Annotated in this window: 25 protein-coding genes, 1 tRNA gene and 1 pseudogene; 18 read left to right on the top strand and 9 right to left on the bottom strand. The window is 71.5% G+C overall.

What is annotated here, in order from left to right:
• Positions 1-25 precede the first annotated feature (25 nt).
• From ACFFBG_RS16080 to ACFFBG_RS16055, 6 genes are all read left to right on the top strand, one after another.
• The gene (locus ACFFBG_RS16080) at positions 26-856 is read left to right on the top strand and encodes an alpha/beta hydrolase family protein (protein ID WP_375480523.1); all 831 of its coding nucleotides are present in this window, start codon (positions 26-28) and stop codon (positions 854-856) included.
• Positions 849-1,733, top strand: coding sequence for a hypothetical protein (locus ACFFBG_RS16075; protein ID WP_375480521.1), 885 nt, complete (start codon positions 849-851; stop codon positions 1,731-1,733). The genes ACFFBG_RS16080 and ACFFBG_RS16075 overlap by 8 nt, the downstream gene beginning before the upstream one ends.
• A 13-nt stretch (positions 1,734-1,746) precedes the next feature.
• On the top strand, positions 1,747-2,499 hold the full coding sequence (locus tag ACFFBG_RS16070; RefSeq protein WP_375480519.1) for a DUF2993 domain-containing protein: 753 nt from the start codon (positions 1,747-1,749) through the stop codon (positions 2,497-2,499).
• Positions 2,500-2,594: 95 nt separating this feature from the next.
• Positions 2,595-2,702, top strand: coding sequence for a putative leader peptide (locus ACFFBG_RS16065; protein ID WP_375480517.1), 108 nt, complete (start codon positions 2,595-2,597; stop codon positions 2,700-2,702).
• Between the two features lie 114 nt (positions 2,703-2,816).
• Positions 2,817-3,650: a sulfurtransferase gene (locus ACFFBG_RS16060; protein WP_375480515.1), complete on the top strand. Its 834-nt coding sequence runs from the start codon at positions 2,817-2,819 to the stop codon at positions 3,648-3,650.
• A gap of 88 nt (positions 3,651-3,738) precedes the next feature.
• Positions 3,739-4,038: a DUF1416 domain-containing protein gene (locus ACFFBG_RS16055; protein ID WP_375480553.1), complete on the top strand. Its 300-nt coding sequence runs from the start codon at positions 3,739-3,741 to the stop codon at positions 4,036-4,038.
• Positions 4,039-4,151: 113 nt separating this feature from the next.
• Here the strand turns inward: ACFFBG_RS16055 and ACFFBG_RS16050 are convergent, their stop codons facing one another.
• The gene (locus ACFFBG_RS16050) at positions 4,152-4,865 is read right to left on the bottom strand and encodes a TetR/AcrR family transcriptional regulator (protein ID WP_375480513.1); all 714 of its coding nucleotides are present in this window, start codon (positions 4,863-4,865) and stop codon (positions 4,152-4,154) included.
• A 122-nt stretch (positions 4,866-4,987) separates the two neighbouring features.
• Here ACFFBG_RS16050 and ACFFBG_RS16045 point away from each other — a divergent pair, with 122 nt between their 5' ends.
• The 7 genes from ACFFBG_RS16045 to ACFFBG_RS16015 all read left to right on the top strand — a co-directional run bounded on the left by ACFFBG_RS16045 (position 4,988) and on the right by ACFFBG_RS16015 (position 10,804).
• Positions 4,988-5,896 (top strand): diiron oxygenase, encoded by a 909-nt coding sequence (locus ACFFBG_RS16045; RefSeq protein WP_375480511.1) that lies wholly within the window; start codon positions 4,988-4,990, stop codon positions 5,894-5,896.
• Between the two features lie 324 nt (positions 5,897-6,220).
• On the top strand, positions 6,221-6,700 hold the full coding sequence (locus tag ACFFBG_RS16040; protein ID WP_375480509.1) for a Fur family transcriptional regulator: 480 nt from the start codon (positions 6,221-6,223) through the stop codon (positions 6,698-6,700).
• A gap of 10 nt (positions 6,701-6,710) precedes the next feature.
• Positions 6,711-7,778 carry a YgfZ/GcvT domain-containing protein gene (locus ACFFBG_RS16035; RefSeq protein WP_375480507.1) on the top strand — a complete coding sequence of 356 codons (1,068 nt, stop codon included), beginning with the start codon at positions 6,711-6,713 and terminating at the stop codon, positions 7,776-7,778.
• 109 nt (positions 7,779-7,887) lie between these two features.
• A complete protein-coding gene (locus tag ACFFBG_RS16030; protein WP_375480505.1) occupies positions 7,888-8,325 on the top strand; it encodes a helix-turn-helix domain-containing protein in 438 nt (145 codons plus the stop codon).
• A 49-nt stretch (positions 8,326-8,374) separates the two neighbouring features.
• The gene (locus ACFFBG_RS16025) at positions 8,375-9,052 is read left to right on the top strand and encodes a hypothetical protein (protein WP_375480503.1); all 678 of its coding nucleotides are present in this window, start codon (positions 8,375-8,377) and stop codon (positions 9,050-9,052) included.
• Positions 9,053-9,165: 113 nt separating this feature from the next.
• On the top strand, positions 9,166-9,453 hold the full coding sequence (locus tag ACFFBG_RS16020; RefSeq protein ID WP_375480501.1) for a DUF2516 family protein: 288 nt from the start codon (positions 9,166-9,168) through the stop codon (positions 9,451-9,453).
• A gap of 28 nt (positions 9,454-9,481) precedes the next feature.
• Positions 9,482-10,804: a cytochrome P450 gene (locus ACFFBG_RS16015; protein ID WP_375480499.1), complete on the top strand. Its 1,323-nt coding sequence runs from the start codon at positions 9,482-9,484 to the stop codon at positions 10,802-10,804.
• Here the strand turns inward: ACFFBG_RS16015 and mptB are convergent.
• On the bottom strand, positions 10,788-12,287 hold the full coding sequence (gene mptB / locus ACFFBG_RS16010) for a polyprenol phosphomannose-dependent alpha 1,6 mannosyltransferase MptB (RefSeq protein ID WP_375480497.1): 1,500 nt from the start codon (positions 12,285-12,287) through the stop codon (positions 10,788-10,790). The genes ACFFBG_RS16015 and mptB overlap by 17 nt on opposite strands.
• A 186-nt stretch (positions 12,288-12,473) precedes the next feature.
• On the opposite strand from mptB, the gene ACFFBG_RS16005 reads away from it, so the two are divergent.
• Positions 12,474-12,947: a hypothetical protein gene (locus tag ACFFBG_RS16005; RefSeq protein WP_375480495.1), complete on the top strand. Its 474-nt coding sequence runs from the start codon at positions 12,474-12,476 to the stop codon at positions 12,945-12,947.
• A gap of 52 nt (positions 12,948-12,999) precedes the next feature.
• Here ACFFBG_RS16005 and ACFFBG_RS16000 read toward each other — a convergent pair whose 3' ends face one another.
• From ACFFBG_RS16000 to ACFFBG_RS15980, 5 genes and pseudogenes are all read right to left on the bottom strand, one after another.
• Positions 13,000-13,650: a DUF222 domain-containing protein gene (locus ACFFBG_RS16000; protein WP_375480493.1), complete on the bottom strand. Its 651-nt coding sequence runs from the start codon at positions 13,648-13,650 to the stop codon at positions 13,000-13,002.
• Positions 13,608-14,279 (bottom strand): annotated as a pseudogene (locus tag ACFFBG_RS15995) (DUF222 domain-containing protein); the annotation flags it as partial. The pseudogene ACFFBG_RS15995 and the gene ACFFBG_RS16000, both read right to left, overlap by 43 nt.
• Before the next feature lie 155 nt (positions 14,280-14,434).
• Complete coding sequence (locus ACFFBG_RS15990) at positions 14,435-15,826, bottom strand: ATP-binding protein (protein ID WP_375480491.1); 1,392 nt, start codon at positions 15,824-15,826, stop codon at positions 14,435-14,437.
• Positions 15,823-16,545, bottom strand: a complete 723-nt coding sequence (locus ACFFBG_RS15985) for a response regulator transcription factor (RefSeq protein WP_375480489.1) — start codon at positions 16,543-16,545, stop codon at positions 15,823-15,825. Before ACFFBG_RS15985 ends, ACFFBG_RS15990 begins: the two co-directional genes overlap by 4 nt.
• A 99-nt stretch (positions 16,546-16,644) precedes the next feature.
• Positions 16,645-17,766, bottom strand: a complete 1,122-nt coding sequence (locus ACFFBG_RS15980) for a 5'-3' exonuclease H3TH domain-containing protein (RefSeq protein ID WP_375480487.1) — start codon at positions 17,764-17,766, stop codon at positions 16,645-16,647.
• Between the two features lie 103 nt (positions 17,767-17,869).
• On the opposite strand from ACFFBG_RS15980, the gene ppk2 reads away from it, so the two are divergent.
• The 3 genes from ppk2 to ACFFBG_RS15965 all read left to right on the top strand — a co-directional run bounded on the left by ppk2 (position 17,870) and on the right by ACFFBG_RS15965 (position 22,540).
• Positions 17,870-18,760 carry a polyphosphate kinase 2 gene (gene ppk2 / locus ACFFBG_RS15975; RefSeq protein WP_375480485.1) on the top strand — a complete coding sequence of 297 codons (891 nt, stop codon included), beginning with the start codon at positions 17,870-17,872 and terminating at the stop codon, positions 18,758-18,760.
• A gap of 151 nt (positions 18,761-18,911) precedes the next feature.
• Positions 18,912-19,490, top strand: a complete 579-nt coding sequence (locus ACFFBG_RS15970) for an anti-sigma factor antagonist (RefSeq protein ID WP_375480483.1) — start codon at positions 18,912-18,914, stop codon at positions 19,488-19,490.
• Between the two features lie 173 nt (positions 19,491-19,663).
• Positions 19,664-22,540: an invasin domain 3-containing protein gene (locus ACFFBG_RS15965; RefSeq protein ID WP_375480481.1), complete on the top strand. Its 2,877-nt coding sequence runs from the start codon at positions 19,664-19,666 to the stop codon at positions 22,538-22,540.
• Positions 22,541-22,710: 170 nt separating this feature from the next.
• On the opposite strand, the gene ACFFBG_RS15960 is transcribed toward ACFFBG_RS15965, so the two are convergent.
• A complete protein-coding gene (locus ACFFBG_RS15960; protein ID WP_375480479.1) occupies positions 22,711-23,598 on the bottom strand; it encodes an SDR family NAD(P)-dependent oxidoreductase in 888 nt (295 codons plus the stop codon).
• 70 nt (positions 23,599-23,668) lie between these two features.
• Between ACFFBG_RS15960 and ACFFBG_RS15955 the strand changes: the two genes are divergently transcribed.
• Complete coding sequence (locus ACFFBG_RS15955) at positions 23,669-24,250, top strand: TetR family transcriptional regulator (protein WP_375480477.1); 582 nt, start codon at positions 23,669-23,671, stop codon at positions 24,248-24,250.
• Positions 24,251-24,380: 130 nt separating this feature from the next.
• Here ACFFBG_RS15955 and ACFFBG_RS15950 read toward each other — a convergent pair.
• Positions 24,381-24,453 (bottom strand) — tRNA-Lys (locus ACFFBG_RS15950).
• Between the last annotated feature and the right edge of the window lie 30 nt (positions 24,454-24,483).

The following is a 24,483-nucleotide window of genomic DNA, read 5'->3' as shown; positions in this document are numbered from 1 at the left end:
CGGCGGTGCGGCCAGAATGTGACGGATGAGCGACCCGGACACCGTGCCTCTGCGCACCACCGACGGCGTCTCCCTGGTCGCCGCGTACTGGCCGGGCGCGGACCGCCGGATCGGCTGTGTCGTCGGCCACGGCTTCACCGGCTCGTCCCGCAACCCGCACGTCGTGCGCATCTGCCATGGATTCGTCAATCGTGGCGTCGGGGTGCTCGCCGTCGATTTCCGCGGCCACGGCCGGTCCGGCGGATTTGGCACCGCCGGCGCGGACGAGATCCACGACGTCGCCGCGGCCGTCGCCTGGTTGCGCGGGCAGGGATACGAGTTCGTCGCGACGCTCGGCTGGTCGATGGGCGGCACGGCGGTGCTGCGGCACGCGGGCCTGGGCGGCGACGCCGACGCGGTCGTGAGCGTCAGCGCGCCCGGCATGTGGTTCGAGCGGGGGACGCGGCCGATGCGGCTCGTCCACTGGATGTTCGAGAAGCGCACCGGCCGGGCCGCCACCCGGGTGTTGCGGCGGACCCGGGTTTCCCCGCTCGGCTGGCAGACCATGCCGGAAGCGCCGGCCGAGGTCGCCGGCGCGATCGCCCCGCGGCCGCTGCTGCTCGTGCACGGCGACGCGGACCGCTACTTCCCGAGGCGGCACGTCGACGCCATCGCCGCGGCTGCGCCGAGCGCGGACGTCTGGGTCGAGCCGAGCATGGGCCACGCGGAGGTCGCGACCTCCGCCCGGCTCGTCGAGCGCATCGCCGACTGGGTGCTCGCCGCCGCTCGGCCGGGCGCCGCCGCGTGCGACCGGCCGAGCACCGCCGTCTGCGACCGGCCGAGCACAGCGGTCTGCGACCATGACGGCCGTGACTGACGCCGCCGCCCCGACGGCGGCCGCCCCGACGGCGGCCGTCGCGACGCCGCTGGATCCGGACGGCAACGCCGGACTGGTCGTCGGCGCCGCGGTCGCCGTCGTGGTGGGCGCCGCACTCGTGCTGACGGCGCACTTCGGAGCGCTGCCGCTGCTCGTCGCCGCGGCCGCGCTGCAGGCTGTGCTGGCGTTCGCCTGGGTGTTCGGCTCCGGCATCCCCGGCCGGCTCGGCGGCGTGGTCATCGCGGCGCTGGCTGCGGCTGGCGCCGATGTCGCGATGTCGGTGTGGCCGCAAGGGCGGCTCGGGGTCGAGCTCGCGGTGCTCGCCGTGGCGGTGCCGGTGATGTTCGCCCATCAGCTGGCCCGCGGCGCGACCCGGGTCGAGGTGGTCTCCTCGCTGTCGGCCATCGCCTTGCTGGTGCTGGCCGAGGCGTCGCTGCCCGCGCTGCTACAGCTGCGACACGAGTTCGGCGGCGGCGCCGACTCCGGCGGCCGGGTGTCGGCGGCGGCCGCCGGCGCCATCACCGCCGCGCTGCTGACCGGCTATCTCCTCGACTTGGTCGCGCCGGTGCCGCGCTTCGACGCCGCGGTGCCGCGCGGGCTGCTGGCGCTGGTGGGCTCCGCGGGTGTCGGGGCGGCGGTCGGCTCGCTGCTGCTGCGCGACGTCCACGCGTTCGCCGACGGCCGCGCCGTCTTCGTCGGGGCCGGTCTCGGCGCGCTGGCCGGGCTGCTGTCGGTCGCGGCATCGTTCGTGCTGCACTCGGCGAACCGACCCGCGTCGGCGCTGGGCGCCCGGCTGCGGCCAGTCGTCGGAACGCTGCTGCCGGTGTCGGTGCTGGCTCCGGTGGCCTTCTTGCTGTGCCTGTCGGTCCGCGCCTGACCGGCGGCCCGCGGTGCTGATCGCGGTGCTGATCGCGGTGCTGGTGCTTATCGTCTGTGCGGTGCCCTTCGCCGCGTTGTCGTTCAATCGCGCGGCGGCGCGGCTCGCCGAACGCAAGGCGGCCGAGTACCTCGCTGCGCCGCTCGGCGCGGCGGGCGAGCCGGCGATCGTCCGGGTGCGCGCGCGGCGGTTCGTGACCCAGGCGCTGCGGGGCTGCTACCGCGAGGTCGAGGTGATCGGCGCCGTTCGCGTCGGCGACATCGGCTCGGCCTCGTTCGTCGCGCACCTGACGAACGCCAGGTTGCCGCTGCGCGCGCTGCTCGGCGGTGGCGCCCGCGAGCTGCCGTGCGATCACGTCTCCGGCCGCCTGGTGCTGCCCTACGACGGGTTGGCGCGGGCGACCCGGATGCCGGGCCTGGTGCTGGCCTTCGACGGCGGACGGCTGACCGCGCATGCCGCGCTCCCGATGTCCGTCCCGGGCTTCGAGCAGTTCACCCGGGTGAGCGGCGAGGCCGTGTTGACGCTGCGCGAGGGCGGCGTGTGGCTTCGCATCAAGAACGTCTCGGTCGCCGGCGTCGTCGTGCCGGCGTTCGCGCTGCGCCAGCTGGTCCCGGCCCTGACGATGCCGATCGGCCTGCCGGCGCTGCCCTACGGCCTGCGGCTGGACGAGCTGACGCCGAGCGCCGCCGGCCTGGTGGTGGACTGCTCCGCGTCCGCGGTCGTGTTCCGGGCCCCGCCCGTCCCGACGCCCGTAGTTCTCAGGTAGAGCCGACGCTCGTTCCCACGCGCGCCGGCCGCACGCCGGCGGCTACGGCCGCACGCCGGTGGCGCCCGCCGCACGCCGGCGGCTAGGCTCGCGCCATGGGTAAGGGGCTCGTCTGCATGCGCATGCCAGTTCTCGCGCTGCTCACGTCCCGCCGCGCGGTGGACCTGTGCCGCGTCGGCAGCTGCCTGTGTCCTTGCGCCTGACCGGCGCCGGCGCGCCTCGTCGCGCCTGATCCACGCCGCATCCGCGGCTGCCGCCGCAGCTCGCACACCACCGCGCCGCAGCGCGCGTCCACACCGCAAACCCGAGGAGAACCCATGAGCCGCGCAGACGCGCTGGTCTCGGCCGATTGGGCCGAGCAGAATCTGAACACCGACGGAGTCGTGCTCGTCGAGGTCGACGAAGACACCTCGGCCTACGACGGCGGGCACATCGCCGGCGCCGTCAAGCTCGACTGGAAGACCGAGTTGCAGGACCAAATCCGTCGCGACTTCGTCGACAAGGAGCACTTCGAGAAGCTGCTGTCGGACAAGGGCATCGGCAACGACGACACTGTCGTGCTCTACGGCGGCAACAACAACTGGTTCGCCGCGTACGCGTACTGGTACTTCAAGCTCTACGGCCACCAAAACGTCAAGCTGCTCGACGGCGGCCGCAAGAAGTGGGAGCTCGACGGTCGCGAGCTGAGCAAGGACACCGTCTCCCGGCCCGCCACCCAGTACACCGCTCACGAGCAGGACACCTCGATCCGCGCGTTCCGCGACGAGGTCGTCAACGCGATCGGCACGAAGAACCTCGTAGACGTCCGCTCGCCCGACGAGTTCTCCGGCAAGCTGCTCGCCCCCGCGCACCTGCCGCAGGAGCAGAGCCAGCGTGGCGGCCACATCCCGACCGCGCTCAACGTGCCATGGAGCAAGGCGGCCAACGAGGACGGCACCTTCAAGTCCGACGACGAGCTCGCCAAGCTCTATGGCGACGAGGGCCTCGACGACGGCAAGGACACCATCGCCTACTGCCGTATCGGCGAGCGGTCGAGCCACACCTGGTTCGCGCTGCACGAGCTGCTGGGCCACCAGAACGTCAAGAACTACGACGGCTCGTGGACCGAGTACGGCTCGCTGGTGGGCGTGCCGATCGAAAAGGGCGCATAAATGCGAGTGAGCATCGCAGGGCCGCCCGCGGCCCGAGGAGCGGAGCGAGCGTGCGATGAGCGCTTGCGCGAAGAGCGAGGTATCTGAAATGTGTGGGGCGCCGGCGCAGACGCCGACGTTGCCGCCGGGCATCGATCTCGAGAAAGAGACGCTGATCTACGGCGTGGTCGCGGCCGGCGACGCGCCGGTGCCGGGCGCTTATGTGCGCCTGCTCGACGGCACCGGCGAGTTCACCGCCGAGGTCGTCACCTCGGCCACCGGCGACTTCCGGTTCTTCGCCGCGCCCGGGAAATGGACGCTGTCGGTGTTGCACCGAGACGGCAAGGCCCGGCGCGACGTCCAGGCGCTCGCGCCCGGCTTGGTCCAGGTGCCGCTGCAGCTGCAGTAATCTCGAGGCCGTGGAGACGGCCTACCTGGTGCTGCTGATCGCGGTGTTCGTCGCGATCGCCGTGGTCTCGGTGTACATCCTGGCAAAGCTGTTCGCCGGTCAGCGCTGACCCGTCAGAGCGCGGGCAGCTGCTGGTCCGGCGTCAGGCTGAGGCCGAGCTGACGGGCGCTGCGCTCGAGCAGCAGCCACACCTGCTCGGTGAGCTCGGCGGTGAGTTCAGGACGCGGCAGGTCCGGTCGGTCCACCCACCAGGCCGCCGTCGCGTCCACCAGCGCCACGACGCCGACGATCACCCGCGGCGGCGGCTCGAGCCTCGCCCCCAACGCAGCCGCGTAGCCGCGGATCAACGTCGTCAGCTCGCGGGCGAAAGCGGCCTTCGCGTCCGTCGGCGCCGCGCCGTCGCGGCCGGTGATGGCGTAGGCGTTCGCCGCGAGGAAGCGGTACAGGTTCGGGTGCGCTTCGATCCAGCCGAGGTGCTTGTCGACCGACGCGCGGATGACATCGCGAGCCGAGCCGCGAGTCGCGAGACCGGCTCGGATCTGCTCGCCGATCTGATTCGACACATACGTCGAGACGGCGAGGTCGAGCGCCGGCTTGCCGTCGAAGTGCCGGTAGACGTGGGTCCGCGGGACGCCGGCCTTCGCGGCGATCTGCGCCGTCAGCGCGTCCGGGCCGAACTGTTCGATCGCCTCCACCGCGGCTTCGATGATCGCCGTGCGGCGCTCGCGGCGGTGCGGGTCCCAGCGGGTCGAGCGGCCGTCGCGCCCGGCTGCGGCGTGCGGCGCTCGGGCCACTCGGGCTGCCGGAGGGCTCGCCGATTCGACCATGGACGCACCCTATGTCCCGTGGTCCGAGAAGTATGTGTGACTCCTTGTCAGAGGCGAATGTGAGTGGTACACCTCGTTATAGGTAACGCGCGAGGCGCTGCCGGGTCGGACGGGAGACGATCATGACTGCTGCCCCGATGGAGCGCCCGCCGATCGACGGTGTGCGCAAGACCGCCACCCGGCTGCTCGGGTCGTCGACGAAGAACTCCTACGACCCCGGGCTGGACATCGACTGGGAGGCGCCGGTCGAGCTGAACATGAAGTTCATGCCGTTCGAGCGCACGTCCCTGTACGGCACCGAGCTGTGGGCGCGGATGAGCCCCGAGCAGCGCATCGAACTGTCCCGGCAGGAGCTCGCAAGCGTCGCGTCGACCGGGCTGTGGTTCGAGATCATCCTGATCCAGCTGCTGTCGCGGTGGGCCTACCACCAGGACCCGCAGGACCCGCGCACGCAGTACGCGCTCACCGAGGTCGGTGATGAGACGCGGCACATCCTGATGTTCGCGAAGGCGATCGCCCGGCTCGGGACGCCCACCTACCGGCCGCGGCGGTTCGTCGACCAACTGGCCCGCGTCTACAAAGCCGTCGCCGCCGGACCGGCGCTGTTCGCTCCGGTGCTGGTGGCGGAGGAGATCACCGACCGGCTGCAGCGCGACATGGTCAACGACGAGTCGGTGCACCCGCTCGTGCGAATGGTCAACCGCATCCATGTGGTGGAGGAGGCGCGGCACGTCCGGTTCGCCCGCGAGGAGGTCGCGCGGCAGATGGCGGCGATCGGTCCGGTCGCCAAGGCGGCGAGCAACCTGGTGTCGGCGGTCGTCGCCGGCTTCGTCGCGTCCTCGCTGATCAGTCCGGACGTCTACGTCCAGGTCGGGCTTGACCGCCGCGAGGCGGTCGCGGCGGCGAAGCGCAACCCGAACTTCCACGAGACCCGGCGCTGGATGGCCGAGAAGATCATGGCCTTCCTGGCCGAGCAGGGGATGGTCACCTGGTATTCGCGGCCGCTGTACAAGGCCGCGCACCTGATCTGACGGCGCAAGACAGCCCCCGAGTCCTGTCCGCTCCGGATGAAGCGGGCCGGCTGGACGGGCCGGCGACTCGGGGGCCGGGTGACTACCAGGTAGTGCTGTCCACCGCGACAACCGCGGCGCGGGCACTTCCTCGCAGGTCCGATGGTCTTGCGGTGGTCAGCTGGAAGCCACCTCACGTGTCCGACGAGTATTCAACTGTGGACCACCTCCTCTCTCGTGTGCGATCACGGTACGACGACGGCGGACCGCAGACAACGGCTTTCACCGACAGCGCACCCTCGCCGATCGCTGGCGAGGCGGTCGGGCTACCTACGATGGTCGACGATGCCCGAGACGCACACGCACCACGAGCGGGACCGGTCGGCGCAGGCCGCGGCCGACCTCGTCGCCGAGCTGCGCGCGCGGGGCCTGCGGGTCACGCCCCAGCGCGAACAGGTGCTGCGCGCGGTCCGCGAGCTGCGGCACGCCACCCCGGAGCAGATCAGCGACGCCGCGCCGGACGTCGACGTCGCGACGGTGTACCGCACGCTCGAGCTGCTCGAGGACCTCGGCCTGGTGCGGCACACCCACCTCGGCCACGGCGCGCCGTCGTACCGGCCCGCCGACGACGACCACATCCACGTCGTATGCCACAGCTGCGGCAGCGTCACCGATGCCGACCCGGCGCTCGTCACCGCACTCGCCGACCAGCTCGCCGACGACCGCGGCTTCGAGCTGGACCGCTCGCACTTCACCGTCTTCGGCCGATGCGCGGCGTGCGTGGCCTCCGGCGACGGGGAACAAAGCGCGTCCGGGACGCGATGACCAAGGTGTCATGACTACTCAGCCCGTCGCGAATCTGCACGCCGTCGATCTGCACGCCGTCGCCGCCGAGGGTCGCGACGCCGGCGTCCCCTGGCACTACGGCGACCCGCTGCGCGAGCAGCGTCGGCTCGCCACCGGCGCGGGCGTGGTCGACCGGCGCAACCGCGACGTGCTCGTCGTACCTGGCCCGGACCGGTTGCCGTGGCTGCACTCGATCTGCTCCCAGCACGTCGCCGCGCTCGCCGACGGCGACTCGACCGAGGCGTTGGTCCTCTCGCCGCACGGCCACGTCGAGCAGCACTGGCAGCTGACCGAGCTCGGCGACCAGGTGTGGATCGATACCGAGCCCGGCGCAGCCGCCGAGGTGCTCGGCTACCTGCGCAAGATGCAGTTCCTCAAGCGGGTGGACCCCGCCGACGTGTCTGCCGAATGGGCGGTGCTGACCGTCGTCGGCCCGGCAGCCGGCACGGTGGTCGCGCTCGCCGGTTTGCCGGTGCCGCCCGCGGTGGGACGCGCGGTCGCGATCCCGGCCGGCGGATTCGTGCGACTGACGCCGTGGCCGGCGCCCGGCGCGTACGACGTGATCGTGCCGCGGCCGGCCGCCGACGCCACGCTGACAGCGCTCGCCGGGGCGGGCGCCACGCCGGCCGGCCTATGGGCCTTCGAGGCGCTGCGCGTCGAGAGCCGTCGCCCGCGGCTGGGCGCCGAGACCGATCATCGGACGATTCCGCACGAGGTCGGCTGGATCGGCGCCGCCGTGCATCTCGACAAGGGCTGCTACCGCGGCCAGGAGACCGTCGCGCGGGTGCAGAACCTGGGCCGTCCGCCACGGCGGCTGGTGCTCGTGCACCTTTCCGGCGAATCCGACGAGCTGCCGGCGCCGGGCACCCCCGTGGAGTTCGCCGGCCGCGCGGTTGGTTTCCTGGGCACGGCCGTCCACCACTTCGAACTCGGCCCGGTCGCTCTCGCGGTGCTCAAGCGTTCGCTGCCGTCCGCCGCCGAGCTGCAGGTCGGCCGGCACGTCGCCCTTGTCGACGAGGACCCCGCCGCCGACACCGGCGCGGGCTCGCCCGGCTGAGCCGGCGCCGCTGGCCTATGCGTCGGTAGGCGTGCCATGAGCGGATGTCACCGCTCACAGTGCTTGCTGTGCGCTTGCTACAGCTAGCAATAGCGGTAAACTCGACCGCGTGATCGTTGAAGGCCCGAAAGAGCAGGCCAAGCGCAGCGGGGCCGCGATCGGCGAGTTCATCCGGGAGCAACGCGAGCAGGCGCAGGTGTCGTTGCGCCAGCTGGCCCGGGTCGCCGGCGTGTCCAATCCGTACCTGTCGCAGATCGAACGCGGCCTGCGCAAGCCGAGCGCCGACATCCTGCAGCAGATCGCGAAAGGTCTGCGGATCTCTGCCGAACAGCTCTACATCCGAGCCGGGTTTCTCGAGTTCCGCGACGGCAACCAGGAGATCGTCGCAGCGATCCTGGCCGACGAGCAGCTCGGGGAGCGACAGAAGCAGGTGCTGCTCGACATCTATGAGTCGTTCCGACGCGAGAACACCACAGGCGACCGAGACACCGTCGACGCCGTCCCCGGCGCGCCGGACCCCCGTTCCATCGCTGGCGCAGGCGCCTGAGCCAGCCGCTATCCCGTCCTCTCATTTCCGTCCTCACACAGGAGTGCACATGTCCATCGCAAGCGATCTCCGCTCGTACGCCGACACGGCGGTCAGCCAGGGCAAGCAGGCCCTCGACGCCGCGCAGGTCCAGTTGACCGCAGCCCAGGCCCAGTTGACCGACGTCACCAGCTCGTTCGGCTCGAACGCCAACGGGATCGTGACCAAGGCCCGAGAGAACGTCACCGACATCGCCGACAAGGCGACCGGCGTCGCGCAGGACCTGCGGGCCAGCGCCGAAAAGGCCGTCAACCTGGACGCGCTGACCGCGGCGCTGGAGCCCTATCTCGCCCAGTTCAAGCAGTACACCTCGGCCGTCACCGACCGCGTCGAGGGCCTGGTGAACGGCGTCCGCTCGGACAAGCGCGTGGCGAAACTCGTCGACAGCGCCGAGTCGGTGACCGGCGTGGTCGTCGGCAGCGTCCAGACGCACGTCGTGCGGCCCGTCCAGTCGCTCGTCGGCCGGGACGCGAAGCCGGTCGCCAAGCCGGTCGCGAAGCCGTCGCCGCGCCCGACGCCCGCCGCGAAGTCGACAACCGCGAAGTCGACAGCGGCGTCGCCGGCCCGCGCAGCGCGCAAGTCCGTCGCGACGAAGCCGGCCACCAAGCCGACCACCAAGCCGACCACTGTGCCGGCGAGCAAGCCCACCGCACGCAAGGCGCCGGCGAAGCGCCCGGCCAAGGGCTGACTCGCCGCTCGACGGCGCGGCCCCGCGCGCGGGGGTGCCGAGGGTCGTGCCAGCTGCCCCGTCCCGGATTCGGGGCGGGGCAGCCTCGTCTGCGGACTCGGTAGGCTGCGCTAGTGGACGCCCTGTACGACCTGTACTACTACACGAACTGGACGCTGTTCTGGGCGCTTGCCGCGCTGCGGGTCTGGACGATCGCGGACTGCGTCACCCGCAAGGCCGCCGCGTTTCCGGCAGTCGACAAGCTGACCAAGCCGGCGTGGCTGGCGATCCTCGTCATTTCCGGCGTGATCGGCCAGTTCATCGGAGGTCCGGCCTACCCGTTCTCGCTGATCTCCGCGGTGATCTGCGGCGTGTACTTGGCCGACGTGCGTCCCGCCGTCCGAGAGATCTCCGGCGGCTGACTCGTCCGGAATCTGGGAGGGTCGTGCCATGGCCGTCATCGAACGCTTCGCGACCGACCGCGAGCTGCCGCCGACCGAGCAGCTGCCGCCCGGTCCGCGGCTGCCCGCGCTGATCCAATCGATCCTCTTCTTGACGCACAACCCGTGGATCGCGCCGCGCTGGCAGCGCCGCTACGGCGACGTCTTCACCATCACCGTCGCCCCGGCCGGGCGCGCCGTCGTGCTCAACCGCCCAGAACACATCCGAGAGGTCTTCGCCGGCGCCGCCGACACCTTCCACGCCGGCGAGGGCAACGCGATCCTCGGCCCGATCATGGGCGAGCACTCGGTGCTGCTGATCGACGAGGAGGCCCATCGGGTCGCCCGCAAGCGGATCATGGCCGCCTTCCGCGGCGAATCGATTTCCGGCTGGGCGCCGATTGTCGAGCAGCTGGCGGCCGAGCGGGTGGCCGAGTGGCCGGTGCGCGAGCCGTTTGCCGTGCACCCGCGGCTCAACGACATCAGCCTCGAGGTGATCCTGCGAATCGTCTTCGGCGTGAGCGACGAGGCGCGGCTGGCCGAGATGAGGCCGCTGCTGCAGCGCTTGATCCGAATCGGCCCGGTGATCTTCGTCGGGTGGGTGTATCCCCAGCTGCAGCGGGTCGGGCCCTGGCGGCGGTTCAATGAGCTCAAAGCCCGGGTCGATGACCTGCTCTATGCCGAGATCGCCGATCGGCGTGGCGTCGCCGACCTCGGCGAGCGCACGGACGTGCTCTCCAAGTTGCTGATCGCCGCGCCCGAGCAGACCGACGCCGAGCTGCGCGACCACTTGATCACGCTGTTGCTCGCCGGTCACGAGACCACCGCCTCGACCCTGGCGTGGACGCTGCACGACCTGGCCCGCCGCCCGCAGCTGCTGGCCCGCGTCCGGCGCGCCGCCGAGGAGGACGACGACGAGTACCTCGAGGCGACGGTCAAGGAGGCCATGCGGCTGCGGCCGGTGATCCGCAACGTCGCGCGGGCGCTCGCCAAACCGACTCGGGTCGCGGGATACGACCTGCCGGCGGGCGTGGTGCTGCTGCCCTCGATCGTGCTGGCGCACCGCCGCGAGGACAGCTTCGCCGACGCGGCGCAGTTCCGACCCGAGCGATTCCTCGACGGCAGCCCGCCGCCGGCCACCTGGATCCCGTTCGGCGGCGGCCTGCGGCGATGCCTTGGCGCGTCGTTGGCGATGGTCGAGGCGGTCGCGGTGCTCAAGGCGGTCCTGCGCGCGGTCGACCTCGCGCCGGTCGGCCGGTCGGAGCGGCCCAAGACGCGCAACATCACGACGGTGCCCGCCCGCGGGGCGCGGCTGGTCAGCCTGCCGCGCTGAGCGTGCCGTCCCGCGCGGGCTCCGCACGCGGTTCCCCGGGCTTGCGGCACAGCGCGAACGCCACCCCGCACGCGATCACGGCGAGCAGTCCGCCGGTGACGGCGTCGGCCACCGTCGGGGAGAATCCCGCAGGGGCGAGCACGCACCCGGCCGCGCTCAACGCGACGACCGCCAGCCGCCTCGCGCCGGTGGCGTCCGGCGCGAGGCACAGCACTCCCCAGAGCAGATACCAGGGGTGCAGCGCGGGCGCGAGCAGCCCTAGCGCTAGCAGCGCGTACCCGACGGTGTGCCGAGTCGGCCGTCTCGGCGCCGTCGCGGCGAGGTAGCCCAGCGCGAACGCGAGCGCGGCCAGCGCCGTCACCCGGCCGCCGATCGCGACGTCGTCATAGGACGCGCCGCGCACGATCGGCGCCAGCAGCGCGCTGACGGCGCCGGCCGCGGAGTACACCGTGTGGTCGGCGAACTGCTTGCTCGCCGTCTGCAGCCACCCGAACCGGCCGCGCACGGCGAACCCTGCGGCGCACGTGACGGCGGCCGCCACGCCGAGGTCGAGCGCGGTCGCCCGCCATCGTGTCGCGGGTCGTTGGGAGGCCCTGCGCATCGTCACCGCATGCGCCACGACCAGCGCGAACGCGGCCACGAAGCCCGGCCCGCTGACCGACCCCGCCACGCACGCCAGCCCCACCGCGCGGGCCCAATGCCGCTGGCGAGCCGCGACGAGCGCGGCCAACACCAGCGCGGCGACCAGACCGTCCAGATGGGCCGCGGACACGACGAACAGCAGCACCAGCGGGTTCAGCGCCGTGAGAGTCAGCGCGCGGTCGGCGTGGTCGCCGCCCAGTTCGGCGGCGAGCCGCCCGATCCACCCGACGACCACGACGGCGAGCACCCGCAGCACCAGCACCGCGGCCAGCGCGCTGCCTCGGCCGACCGACACCGCCAAGTGCTCGACCAGCGTCCCGAGCGGGCCGACACCGCTCGGCGTGCCGCGCGCGCCCGGGTCTATCGCGGCCACGATCGGCAGATCGCCCAGCGAGGCCGGCGCCGAGTGATAGGGGTTTCCGCCCGCGCGCTGGACGAGGCCGAACGCGGTGTAGCTGTACACGCCGGTGTCCAGCAGCGGCGGTCCCAGCGCGAAGGGCGCGCCCCAGGCCGCGGCCAGCAACCAGACGCGCGCCGGCGGCTGCGGCCGGCGTCGCACATAGGCGGTCGCGGCGATCCAGAGCGCGAGCAGGGCGACGACGGCGGCGAGCATGACCGTCGCCGGACCGCTGTCGGTCGCGCGCGGCGGGTGCCGGTCCTGCAGCCCCAGCCACGAGGTGAGCGGGCGGGTCGAATTCGCCGCGCCGACTGCTCCGCCCGCGACGACGACCGTCGCGGCCAACGCGAAGCCCGCCGCCGCGAAGGACACGACGGCATGGCCGCGCACCTGCCGGCGCGCGACGTCGAGCCCGTGCAGGGCCTTCTCGGCGAGGTCGTTCACTCTTCTCCGCGGAACGAGGTGCCTCATTATGGCGAGCCGCCGCAGTGCGCCCGCAGTGCGCCCGCAGCACGTCCGCATCGCTTGCGGCGAACGCCATTTACCGGACCCGAACACGATCTTGCCGCCACGTGAACCGGCGGAGGTGATCGTTGGCCCGGTACCGCACCACGCGTCCAGGAGGACACCATGTACCGCAAGATCTTGATCGGCGGAATGACCGCCGCGGCCATCGTCGGCGCCGGGGGCGCCGCCCTTGCGGTGACCGGCTCGGACGCGACGACGTCCGGCGCCGCCGCCACGACGTCCGCCGCCGCGAGTCAGCACGCCGCGAAGGGCAAGCAGGGCAAGAACAAGCTGCTGCGCCGGCTCGCCCACGGCCAGTTCGTCACCAAGGGCAAGGGCGGCGTGTTCGTCACCCACGACCTCATTCGCGGCACCGTCACGTCCGTCTCGGCGACGTCGATCACCGTCGAGGCGGCGGACAAGAAGTCCGAGACCTTCGTGATCACCAAGGACACGAAGGTGCGGATGCGTGAAGACGGCAAGGGCAGCGCCTCGACGATCTCGAAGGTCGCGACCGGCGACAAGGTTGCCGTGGCCGGCACCGGCGCCTCGACGTTCACGGCGAAGCACGTGGTCGACGTGAAGGGCGCCAAGTAACGCCCAGCGGCGGCAGCCGGTACGTGATCACGGCCGCCACTATGAGGTGTCGCTAGATGCGGATGGGCTTCTGTTGAGGGTCGACCCATATCGGAGGTGTCCAGATGGGGCGGCCGTCGGTCATGACGAGACGCCAGCCCAAATTTTCGAACTCCCGATGGTGGTAGCCACACAGCAACACCCCGTCGTCGACGCTGGTTCGTCTGCTGTGCTGCCACTCGGTGACGTGATTCGCCTGACACCAGCCCGGCGGGGCGGCGCAGGACGGAAAGACGCAGCCGCCGTCTCTGGCGTTCATGACCAGGCGCTCGTTCTCGGTGAAGAAGCGGTGGCAGGTGGAATAGGCGATCACGGCTTTGAGGCTGTTGAAGACGACGGCCATGACGCGGGTGTCGCCGCCGGACCACCGCAGGGCTTCGGTGACGGGGACTTGAGCACCGTGCCCGGTGCGGGCGAACCCTTCCCCGCGGGTGAACTGCTCTTCGGTCATGGTGAGCACCACGGTGGTGGTGACCCCGCCGGCGTCGGGCAGGTCCCCGGTCCGCACGGCGTATTTGGCGAGATCGAGCAGAGCGTCGTGGCGCCGCTGCCCCGGGGTTCGGGTGTCTTTCTGACCGTTCGCTTCGGGTTTCGGGGCGGCCAGGGCAAGACGACGTCGAGGAACTCGCTGAACTCGGCGGTGCCTTCGAAGGTGCCGCTGCACGATCCGTCCGGGCGGGTGTGCTTGTTGAAGGACCGCTGCCGGCGCCGGTACTCCACGTCGGCGTGTTTGCCATCGGGGTCGAGCCAGTCGGTCTCGCGCTGGGCGGCTTGCGCCAACTGGTGTGGGGGCAGGTGCAGGTCGCGGGCGAACCCGACCAGGCGTGCCTCGACCCCTGGGCCTTCGTGCTTGACCGCGTCGGGCAGCTTCTCCACACACTCGGTGATCACCCGCGCCTGCCGCGCCGACAGTTCTCCCTCAGCTTGCGCGGCGGCGACCACCGGGTAGGCCGGGGGCAGCAGCTGTCCGAGCAGGGAGCGGCGCGCGCCGGCGGCCTCGGCGGCGCGGTGTCGGGCGCGAGCCTCGCCTGGGTCCAGATCAAGCAGGTGACACAGCAACTGCGGCACCGTCCGCGCACCTGTCGCGGCCGCGACCCCGCGGCGTTCGAGCTCGAGGATCTGGGCGTGGTCGACCGGCGCCAACCGGCGCCGCAGTCGCTCGGTCTCGCGCAGCAGCGCGATCGTTTGTTCGTCGCTGTAGGCGGTCAGGTCCCCGGCCAGCAGGGCGTCGATAGCGGTGTTAGCGCCGACGAGCGCGGCCGTGAGATCCGGCCCGACCGACGTATCGCTCATGCATTCGATTCTACCCGAAACGGGTCAGCGAGAACAGCATTAGCCCAACAAATCCGGCCCCTCCAGTCACTTCCGCCACCAGCGAAACCGCACCCCGAGCAGCGCCGAACGACAGCGAAACCAGATCCGAGAGCGCAACTCGACAACCCCGAGCGCTATCCGACAGGGAGGCGGACGGTGAACCGGGCGCCTCCCTCGGCGGCGTGTCCCGCCTCGACCCGGCCGCCGAGCCTGGTCGTCAACCCGTGGACGATCGCCAGGCCGAGGCCGGTGCCCACCCGGCGGACGCCTCGGTACCGCTCGTAGAGCGCGCCCTGTTCGAAGGCGACCGTCAGGTCGTCCGGCGACAGGCCCGGGCCGCCGTCGCGCACTTCGACCACTGCGACGCCCGGTTCGGCGGACGCCGCGAGCACTATCGGGGCGCCGGCCGGGGTGACCCGTAGGGCGTTGTCGAACAGGCCGTCCAGCACCTGCCGGACCCGCGCGGCGTCGGTGGTGACCCAGAGCGGCGACGGCATCGCCTGCAGATGGAACCGCACGCCGCTGGCGGCGCACCGCGTCGACCACACGCCGGCCGCGCCGTGGACGAGAGCGGTGAGGTCGACCGGCGCGAGGTCGATGCGGAAGTCCTGCGCGTCCAGCCGGGCGAGGTCGAGCAGGTCGCCCACCAGCCGGTTCAGCCGCTGCGACTCGCCGAGCATCACCGCGCCGACGTGCGCGGTGTCCGCCGGTGGGACGACGCCTTCGGCGAGGGACTCCGCATAGCCGGTGATCGCGGTCAGCGGCGTGCGCAGGTCGTGCGACACCGACAGCAGGAACTCCCGCTGTCGCCCTTCGGAGTGCCGCAGCGCCTCGGCGAGGGTGTTCACCGCCTCGCTGACCTCGACGACCTCGGCCGGACCCTGGGCCGGCAGCCGTACGTCGCGGTTGCCGGTGGCGAGCGAATGCGCGGCCGCGGCGGTCCGGCGCAGCGGCCGCGCCAGCCGCCAGGCGACGAGCAGTCCGAGGATTGCGGCCAGGCCGCCGGCGACCAGCAGCGCGAGCAGCAACCGGCGGATCGCCTGCCGATTCGCAGCGGTCGCGTCCACCTGCCGCTGGACGAGCACGATGCCGCCGCGCGGCGTCGTGCGGGCCTCGACGAACACCGTGGTCGAATCGACGTTCCTCGTCGTCGAGACGTCCTCGCCGGCGAGCACCTGCTGGACGATCCGGGCGTCCACCGTCTGGCGCACCAGCGCCACTGTGCGAGGAGTCAGCGTGCCGTCGCGCAGGATTACCCCACCGCGCACGTTGAGCCCGGCCAGCGCCGTGCGCAGCCGTCTTTGCGTCGTCGCGTTGTTCCGCACGGCGACGGCCTGAGCGACGTCGGCGACGCGAGCGAGGTTCTTGCGTGCCGCGCCGGCGCCGGCGTTGCGGATCAGGCCGATCGCGAGCGTGCCCGCGATGACCGCGGTGATCACCGCGATCGCCACGCTCAGCACCGAGATGCGGACGGCCAGCGTGCCGCGCCGGCGCGGCGCCTGGCTGGTCTCGGCGGCGCCGCTCACGGCGACGGTTCGGCCGCGCTGCTGTGCTCGACCGCGTACCCGACGCCGCGCACGGTGCGGATCGGGCTCGCGCCGCCGAGCTTCGCCCGCAGTTGGGCCACATGGACGTCGACGGTGCGGGTGCCCGCGACCGAGGAGTAGCCCCAGACCTCGCTCAGCAGCTGCTCGCGGCTAAACACCCGGCCCGGTCGCCGCATGAGGTGCGCCAGCAGGTCGAATTCGGTGGCCGTCAGGGCGATCTCGGCCGAGCCGACGAACACCCGGCGGCGCACGGCGTCGAGGGTGACCCGGCCGACGCGCTGCGGCGCGGCGTCGGGCACGCCCTGCGCCCGGCGCAGCACGCCAGTCACCCGGGCGACGAGCTCCCTCGGCGAGAACGGCTTAGTGACGTAGTCGTCGGCGCCCATCTCGAGCCCGACGATGCGGTCGACCGCGTCGTCGCGGGCGGTCACGAACAGGACCGGCGTCCAGTCGCCGCCGGCCCGCAGCCGCCGGCACACCTCGTCGCCAGCCAGGCCCGGCAGGCCCACGTCCAGGATGATCGCCGCCGGCCGGAGCCGCTCGACGGCTGCGAGCCCGCGCTCGCCGTCGTGTTCGACGTGCACTCCGTAGCCCGCCTTGGCCAGGTTGAGGCGCACGACGTCGGCGATCGCAGGCTCATCCTCGACGACCAGGACGAGCCCGCGCGCGCGGCCGGCGGCGGTTCCCGCGGTCGACACGTGCGCACTGTAATCCGGGGGCTCGCGCCCAGGCGTCTGCGCAGCGTTCGGATCGTGTTTGAGTCCGCGGACTGCTGCGGCGGCCGCGGCCAACGAGGCTCAGTCGAACAGCGAAAGCTGCGCCGCCTGCGGCCGCCGGGGCGGCAGCGTCGGCAGCTGCGGCCGGGACCAGCCGCTCGGCGGCCACGCGCGGTCGTCGGGCCGGCCCTGCGTGAACGGTTGGGCAGCGTGCGCGAACACCGGCGCCGGCACGTCGTCCTCGACCTCGGCCAGCACGCGCACCGCGTCGCGCGTCGTCCAGGTCAGGCCCACTGCCCGGAAGACCCGGCGCACCGCGTCAGCGGCCAGCGGCAATCGCCCACATGACGTACCGCCGCCGAACTCGCCGCCGGTGTCAGTGCCGTCAGTGCCGTCAGTGCCGTCAGTGCCGTCAGTGCCCAACGCGACATCGCGGCGCATGGCCATCACCTGGCAGTTCAGCTCCCACGCGGCACGCGCGCCGGGGGCGGCCAGCCGGGCGGCGATGCCGTCCCCGAGTTCCGCGCGCACAGTGTCAAGGTCGTCGAAGGCGGCGCCCGCGCTCCCGAAGCGCCGCAGCAGCCGCGCCGCCGAGCTGGGCCCGATGCCGCGCACGCCCGGCAGGTTGTCCGACGGGTCGCCGCGCAGCGCGGCGAAATCGCGATATTGCTGCGGCCGCACGCCGAGCAGCAGCTCGAGCCGGTCGGCGGTCATCAGCGGCGAGGCCTCGACGCCGCCGTTGATGATGCGCAGCACACGGGTCGTTTCGTCGATGAGCGCGAACGCGTCCCGGTCGGAGGTGACGATCACCGTCTGCAGGCCGCGCGCCGCGCCGAACGCGGCGGCCGAGGCGAGCACGTCGTCGGCCTCCAAACCTGGCGGGACGACGACGTGCACGCCGAGCTCGGCCAGCGCCGCAGCCGCCGCCAGCAGCTGCTCCACCAGGGTGTCGAGCTTGTCGCCGCGCTGCGCCTTGTACTGCGGCCAGCGCGCCCGGCGCTGCGACTCCTTCGGGTCGTCGAAGCCGACGACGACGAATTCCGGGCGCACCCGGTCGACCGCCGCCATCAGCTGCAACAACAGCCCGCGGACCGCCCAGCAGGGCCGGCCGTCGGCGGTGCGGGTGTCCGTGCGGGCTTGGGCGTGGAAGCTGCGGTGCACGAGTGAGTTGCCGTCGATGGCGAGCACGGTGGACGGCGGCACCGCCCTACTCTGGCATGCGCCGGCGACGTTGCGGCGACGGCGGGCCGGCGCCGTTCACGCCGCCGCGGCCGTCCGTTCACCCGGCGCGCCTAAGATCGCCCCGGTGCTGACCGACGTTCGCGAGTACATCGACCGCCTGCAGATCGCCGGGCACACGATCGGCGCGGACCACGACGACGATCCCGAGCTGCTCGACGCCGACGGCCGCGCCGTCGACACGTGGCGCGAGAACTACCCCTACGACGAGCGGCTGGGCCGCGACGACTACGACGAGCAGAAGTACCTGCTGCAGGTGGAGTTGCTGAAGTTCCAGAACTGGTCCACCGAGACCGGCGGCAAGCACGTCATCGTCTTCGAAGGGCGTGACGCAGCCGGCAAAGGCGGAACGATCAAGCGTTTCATGGAGCACCTCAACCCGCGCTACGCCCGCGTCGTCGCGCTGGGCACGCCGACGGACCGCGAACAGCGGCAGTGGTTCTACCAGCGCTACGTCCAACACCTGCCGACGGCGGGCGAGACGGTGCTCTTCGATCGCAGTTGGTACAACCGCGCCGGCGTCGAGCGGGTGATGGGCTTCGCGACGGATGAGGAGTACGCGCAGTTCATGCGCCAGACGCCGCTGCTCGAGGCGATGCTCGTCGAGAGCGGCGTGCATCTGACGAAGTTCTGGTTCTCGGTGACCCAGTCCGAGCAGCGAACGCGGTTCATCATCCGGCAGGTGGACCCGGTCCGGCAGTGGAAGCTGTCGCCGATCGACCTGCAGTCGCTGGACAAGTGGGATGCCTACACCGCCGCCAAGGAGGAGATGTTCCGGCGCACCGACACCGACATCGCGCCGTGGACGACCATCAAGTCGAACGACAAGAAGCGGGCGCGGATCAACGCGATGCGGCACTTCCTCGCGCAGTTCGACTACGACGGCAAGAACCCGGCGGTGGTCGGCACGCCCGACCCGCTGCTGGTGCGACGCGGGATCGATGCCGTCGGCGACTGATCTCCTGACAGCAACTGAGCACAAGTGCGCAACTCGCCCAGGTCGGCGCTTAGCCGGTAAGCCAATCGGCTATTGTCGTCTTGCAAGCCACGCCGGCGGGGCAAACCATGTTCGGGTGTGCGGCTGGTTGTGCACGGCAAAGGGGATCGTGGTGACCGAGACCATCGCGAAGGGCGTCTTCCGCGTCGACCTGACCGGCGAGTTCGACCTCGCGAACGCCCATCTGATCAGCGAACTGGTCGCGCCTGCGTTCGCCGGCTCGACGAACCACCTCGTTATCGACTGCGGCGACGTCTCGTTCGTCGACTCGACCGCCCTGGCGGCGCTGGTGGCCACGCAGGCGCGCGCCCAGCAGGTCGGGCTCACGATGGCGCTGGCCAACGTCGCGCCGCGGATCCGGCGGGTGTTGGAAATCGCGCACCTCGACGGCGTGCTGCAGGTCGAGGAGTCGGTCGCGGGCCCGCCCGTCGAGCAGTTGCAGGACGCGCAGGAGCAGATCGCCCGGTTGGAGAGGCAGGTGGACGGCCTGGGCCGCGCGCTGCTCAATCGCGACGTGATCGGCCAGGCGAAAGGCGTTCTCATGGCCACGCGCAAGCTGAGCGCCGAAGAGGCGTTCGGCCTGCTGGCGCAGATCAGTCAGCGGACGAACCGCAAGCTCACCGACATCGCGGCTGAGGTCGCGCTGACCGGGTCGCTGCCTGAGCCGCCGCGCGCCAACGGCGGCCGCTGACGAGCTGGCGGTGGGTGCACTTCTGCAATTGTGACTCTCGGTGACTATCGCTGGCGCGAGCCGCTATGACGGCTGGGATCGGCGGCGGCGGGCATAAGGCTGATATGCGCGTAGAGTGCCTGATAGCTCACGCGGATCTTAAATGCCGCAATCCCCTCCCCGAGAGATCATTCATGCGTCTGCACCCGCGCCCGTCGCGACCTGGCATCGGCACCCGGCACCTCGCCCTGCTCCTCGGATCTGCTCTCGTCCTCGCGACGGTCGCCGTGGTGTCCCCTGCCGCGCCGGCCTCCGCCGGGACGGCCGTCAAGACTTTCGCTGTCGGCTCGAGTGGCACGTGGACGGTTCCACAGGGCGTGAGCGAGGTGCAGGTGGGACTGCTCGGCGGCTCGGGTGGCAGCGCTTACAACGGTTCCGGGGGCGGCGCCGGCGAACGCGTCACCACTGACCTGGACGTCACCGCGGGCACGCAGTATTACGTGCACGTCGGCGCCGACAACGGCGGAAACGGCGCCGGCGGCGGCGGCCCCTACGCCGGCGGCAACGGCGGAAACGGCGGCGGCGCCTCTGACCTGCGCACCGGCACCGACGACCTCGCCGGGCGCATCCTCGTCGCAGCCGGCGGCGGCGGAGGGGGCTTCTACGCTCCCGGCGGTGACGCCGGACAGCCCGGCGCCGGGTACTACGACACCGGCGCCCAGCCAGGCAGCTCCTCGGCCGGTGGCGCCGCGGAGAACGCGGGCAACGGCTATCAAGGTGGAGACGGCGGCCTGGGACAGGGCGGCGGCGGCGGATGCTGCGGCGGCGGTGGTGGTGGCGGCTACTACGGCGGCGGCGGCGGGGAATTCGGCGGCGGCGCCGGCGGCGCCAGCTACGTGGCGACCGGCGTCGGACTGCACGACAGCACCGTCGCGCTCGGCGACCGCTCCGCGCCGTTCGTGACGATCACCTATATCGCGCCGACCGCCGCGACCGCCTCGCTGACCGATTTCACGCTGCCCGCCGACGGCGTCGCACAGGGCACCCTGTCGATGACCGTCGACGACAGCTACGGCCAGGGCGTCCCGGGTGACGTGATCTCCGTCGTTGCCAGCGACCCGGACGTGCAGTTCGGCGCGGTGACCGACAACCTGGACGGCACCTACAGCGTGCCGGTGACCGCCAGCAGCACTGCGGGCGACGTGAGCGTCACGGCCACTGACGCGTCGGTCAGCGACGTCTCCGCACTCGGCGTCCTCACCCTCACCGCGCTGCCGCAGACGGCCGGTTTCACCTCTCAGCCGCCGCAGAACCCGGTCGTGGGCGGTGACACCTACACGCCGGCCACCTCGGGTGGCGCGTCTGGGCAGCCCGTTGTGATCAGTGTCGACGCTTCGACCGAGAACGCGGCGTGCTCGGTGACCGCCGGCGTGGTGTCCTTCGACCACGTCGGGAACTGCGTCCTGGACGCCGACCAGAACGGCAACGCGCAGTACTCCGCGGCGCCGACCGTGCAGCAGACGATCGCCGTCGCCCAGGGGACGCAGACCATCACCTTCGACCCGTTGAGCAGTCCAGCCGCGGTGGGGTCGTCGCAGACCCTGTCGGCGAGCAGCACATCTGCCGGCGGGGTCGTGTTCGGGGTCGACTCCTCATCTGACTCCGGGGCCTGCGCCGTCACCGGCAGCACCGTCACATTCACCGGAGTGGGCGCCTGCGTCGTGGCCGCCGCCCAAGCCGCGACTGCCGACTACCCGGCCGCCCAGACGCTCACCCAGACCGTCGCGGTGCAGCTGAACGCCACCGCCGTGTCGGTGCAGCTCGACACGTCGACCGTCGTCTTCGGCCAGTCGACGACCGCGACGGCGACCGTGTCCGGCACCCAGGCCGGCACCATCCAGTTCGAGGTGTCGGGCTCGCCGGCAGGCACGCCGGTGAGCGTCAGCAACGCGGGCACCGCGATCAGCGCGCCCCTCATCGGCGCGGTCGGCGCGCACCCGGTCACGGCCGTGTTCACGCCGACCGACCTCGGGACCTATGCCCCGGCCACTGCGTTGGCGCAGACCCTCACGGTCGACCAGGCGGCCACCACGTCGGCTGTCGACGTCACCAGCGCAAGCGTGTCGGCCACTGTGTCGCCCGTCGCGCCGGGCAGCGGCACGCCGAGCGGTCTGGTGATCTTCAGCATCGCCGGCCACCTCGTCGGCACGAGCCCACTCGTCAACGGTGTCGCGACGCTCGCCTACGCGGTTCCCACCGACAGCGAGCAGCAAGTGGCGGCCGCCTACTTGGGCGACGCCAGCTTCCTGCCCTCGTCCAACTCCCTCTCGCGCAGCGACCCGGCCATCAGCGCCCAGGTGTCCAGTGCCGCGCGCAAGTCCCGCTTCGGCTGGTATCGCCAACCGGTCAGGGTCACCTTCACCTGCACGACGAACGGCGCGGCGCTCACCGCAACCTGTCCCGCGCCGGTCACACTCTCCGCGAACGGCGCCGCCCAGGCAGTGTCGCGGACGATCTCCGCCACCGACGGCGGCGTGGCCACCGTGAACGTCCGGGGCATCGACATCGATCGGCGCGCCCCGCGCGTCCACGTCGTCGGGGTGCGGCACGACCGCAGGTACTTCGCGAGCGCCCCCGCGGCGAAGTGCGCCGCAGCCGACTCGCTGTCCGGGATCGCGACGTGCAAGCTCACCCACCACACCCGCGGCGGGCGGGAGACGTTCACCGCAACGGCGACGGACAAGGCCGGGAACAAGAGCAGACGGTCGGTCACCGTGAGGCTGCTGACCTTCGCAATCCGAGGCGCCGCTTTCTCACACGGCGCGTGGACAGTGCGACTCGACCACACGTACACCCTGCTCGCGGTGGCGCACCGCCGACCGAGGTACGTCGACGCCGCGACCGCGCCGCGCCGCCCAGCCGGGCTCGACGCCGCCTTCCATTCACTCGGCCACCGCCGGTGGGCGCTCGGCGACTACATGCAACCTCAGCTCCGCTCGCACCGGTACTGGAACATCGGAATCAAAGTCGGGCACACCGTGCACGTGCTCAGGCTGCGTGTCATCCGGTAGCGACACCTCGGACGAGCCCGGGCTGTCGAGTGGCCTCGGCGGCCACCGCAAGCCGGCCAGTCCGCCACTTGGGCGCCGGTGGCGGACACTACGACTGCCCGCCGGAAGGCTGGCCAATGACGTGGATCTGGCGCCGTCGGCCCCCACTGCACCGGGGTTGAAGTGGAGCGTCAGCGGGCCGGATGGTCGGCCTGGGCGATGAGCGCGAGCGTGTCGGCGTAGAAGGTGCGCTGGACGGTGGTGTCGCGGGCCGCCAGGGACGGTTGGCGCGGCCGTCCCCGTTCGACATAGGTTCCGGAGGCGAAAGTCGGGGTGTCGGTGAGCAGGCGCGCCAGCTGGCGCGCCGACTGCGCAGGCGTCTGCACCGCCGGGATCACCAGCAGCAGACGGAACACGCTGGCCCACAACACGCGCTGCACCACCCCGGCATCCCTGGCCAGGCCGGTGCCCGGCATCAGGCCGGGGTCGAACGAAGTCACCACCGTGGACCCGGATAGTCGGCGAGACAGTTCTATCGCGGTCCGGACATTGGCCAGTTTCGAGGTGGCGTAGCGCCGACGTCCTTCCAGCGCCTCGTTTTCGTCCGAAGGCTGCCGCGGCTGTGGGTAGGCGAGCTCAACGACGGATGCCTCCTCCAGCGGAGCGGGCATCCCGGTGCGTTGAGCAGGATCGTGGACGCCCGAGGCCACCAGCACGAGACGCTCCGGCGCACCGGTGGTGCGCAGCAGCTCCTCGATCAGCGCGACGTTGCCGACGTGGTTCACCCCGAACGTCGTCTCGAATCCATCGGAGGTGCTGGAACGTTCCACCACCTGGATGGCGGCATTGCACACCAGCCCGGACAACCGCCGGCCACCGGTCAGCGCCGCCACTTCGGCAGCGAACGTGCGCACAGAAGCAAGCGAACCTAGGTCAAGAGCCAAGCCCCGGGCCCCGACACGTTGCGCCGCAGCCTCCGCGCTCGCTCGTGACCGGCCGGTCAGGAGCACCGAGTACCCCTTGTCCCGGGCGAGTGTCTGCGCCAACCGCAGCCCGAGGCCGCTGGTGCCGCCTGTCACGAGTAGAACTTTGTCTGTATCTGTCATATGTCATAGCATGACACATGTCTACGTCTGTCACAATGGGTCCATGGTCCAGTCGATGCGCGAACGGAAGAAGGCGCAGACGCGGGATGCGCTGATCGCCGCAGGAATACAGCTGTTCGCCGAGCATGGCTTCGCAGCCGTCACCGTGGCCGACATCGCAGCTGCCGTAGACGTTTCACCTCGCACTTTCCACCGTTACTTCCCGGACAAGGTCGAGCTGCTGTTCGCCCATGACGACGAGGTGCTGGAAATCGTCCGCGACGCGCTGCGGCAAGAGCCGGACGGCGCCGACCCGATCACGGTGGTCCGCTCGGTGCTCGCCGCCATCACCGAGCGCCTCGCCGGAAGCCACGCCGAACTGGCCATCCGGGAACAACTGCTCAACCAAGCCGCCGTGCTGCGAGACCGGAACTTGGCCAAACGGGCCGCCGTCGAACAACTGCTCGCCGAGCATCTCGCCATCAGGCTCCGCGTGGCTGTCGATGAAGACGTCCGCCCCCGATGGTGGGCCGGCGTCGCATTCGCGACATTCACCGCCGGATACCAGACCTGGCTCGCCCAAGGCGGCGAACTTTCCGCCCACCTTGCCTCCGCCATTCGCCTGCTCGAGCCGAATCCGACTTGAACTGCCCCGGCAGACACCTGCTGCGGACTATTTGCGGACGAACGCCCAGTTGATCATGTTCCCGGAACTCGACCGAGACGCCGCAGGGCAGTAAACACCGGGGGACAAACGGGTGGGCCTGACAAACGGGTGGGCCCCGTCGGGCTCGAACCGACGACCCACGGATTAAAAGTCCGCTGCTCTGCCAACTGAGCTAGAGGCCCGCCTCGCAAGTCTGGCAGACGACGCCGAAC

Origin of the sequence: uncultured Jatrophihabitans sp. (assembly GCF_964251945.1) — a bacterium.
In the GTDB taxonomy this organism is placed as follows: Bacteria; Actinomycetota; Actinomycetes; order Mycobacteriales; family Jatrophihabitantaceae; genus Jatrophihabitans.
This window is presented reverse-complemented; position numbering and strand designations above follow the sequence as displayed.

Coding starts and splice junctions, on each gene's coding strand:
- ACFFBG_RS16080 (WP_375480523.1), top strand. CDS start 26: ATGAGCGACCCGGACACCGTGCCTCTGCGCACCACCGACGGCGTCTCC.
- ACFFBG_RS16065 (WP_375480517.1), top strand. CDS start 2,595: ATGGGTAAGGGGCTCGTCTGCATGCGCATGCCAGTTCTCGCGCTGCTC.
- ACFFBG_RS16060 (WP_375480515.1), top strand. CDS start 2,817: ATGAGCCGCGCAGACGCGCTGGTCTCGGCCGATTGGGCCGAGCAGAAT.
- ACFFBG_RS16055 (WP_375480553.1), top strand. CDS start 3,739: ATGTGTGGGGCGCCGGCGCAGACGCCGACGTTGCCGCCGGGCATCGAT.
- ACFFBG_RS16050 (WP_375480513.1), bottom strand. CDS start 4,865: ATGGTCGAATCGGCGAGCCCTCCGGCAGCCCGAGTGGCCCGAGCGCCG.
- ACFFBG_RS16045 (WP_375480511.1), top strand. CDS start 4,988: ATGACTGCTGCCCCGATGGAGCGCCCGCCGATCGACGGTGTGCGCAAG.
- ACFFBG_RS16040 (WP_375480509.1), top strand. CDS start 6,221: ATGCCCGAGACGCACACGCACCACGAGCGGGACCGGTCGGCGCAGGCC.
- ACFFBG_RS16035 (WP_375480507.1), top strand. CDS start 6,711: ATGACTACTCAGCCCGTCGCGAATCTGCACGCCGTCGATCTGCACGCC.
- ACFFBG_RS16025 (WP_375480503.1), top strand. CDS start 8,375: ATGTCCATCGCAAGCGATCTCCGCTCGTACGCCGACACGGCGGTCAGC.
- ACFFBG_RS16015 (WP_375480499.1), top strand. CDS start 9,482: ATGGCCGTCATCGAACGCTTCGCGACCGACCGCGAGCTGCCGCCGACC.
- ACFFBG_RS16005 (WP_375480495.1), top strand. CDS start 12,474: ATGTACCGCAAGATCTTGATCGGCGGAATGACCGCCGCGGCCATCGTC.
- ACFFBG_RS15965 (WP_375480481.1), top strand. CDS start 19,664: ATGCGTCTGCACCCGCGCCCGTCGCGACCTGGCATCGGCACCCGGCAC.
- ACFFBG_RS15955 (WP_375480477.1), top strand. CDS start 23,669: ATGGTCCAGTCGATGCGCGAACGGAAGAAGGCGCAGACGCGGGATGCG.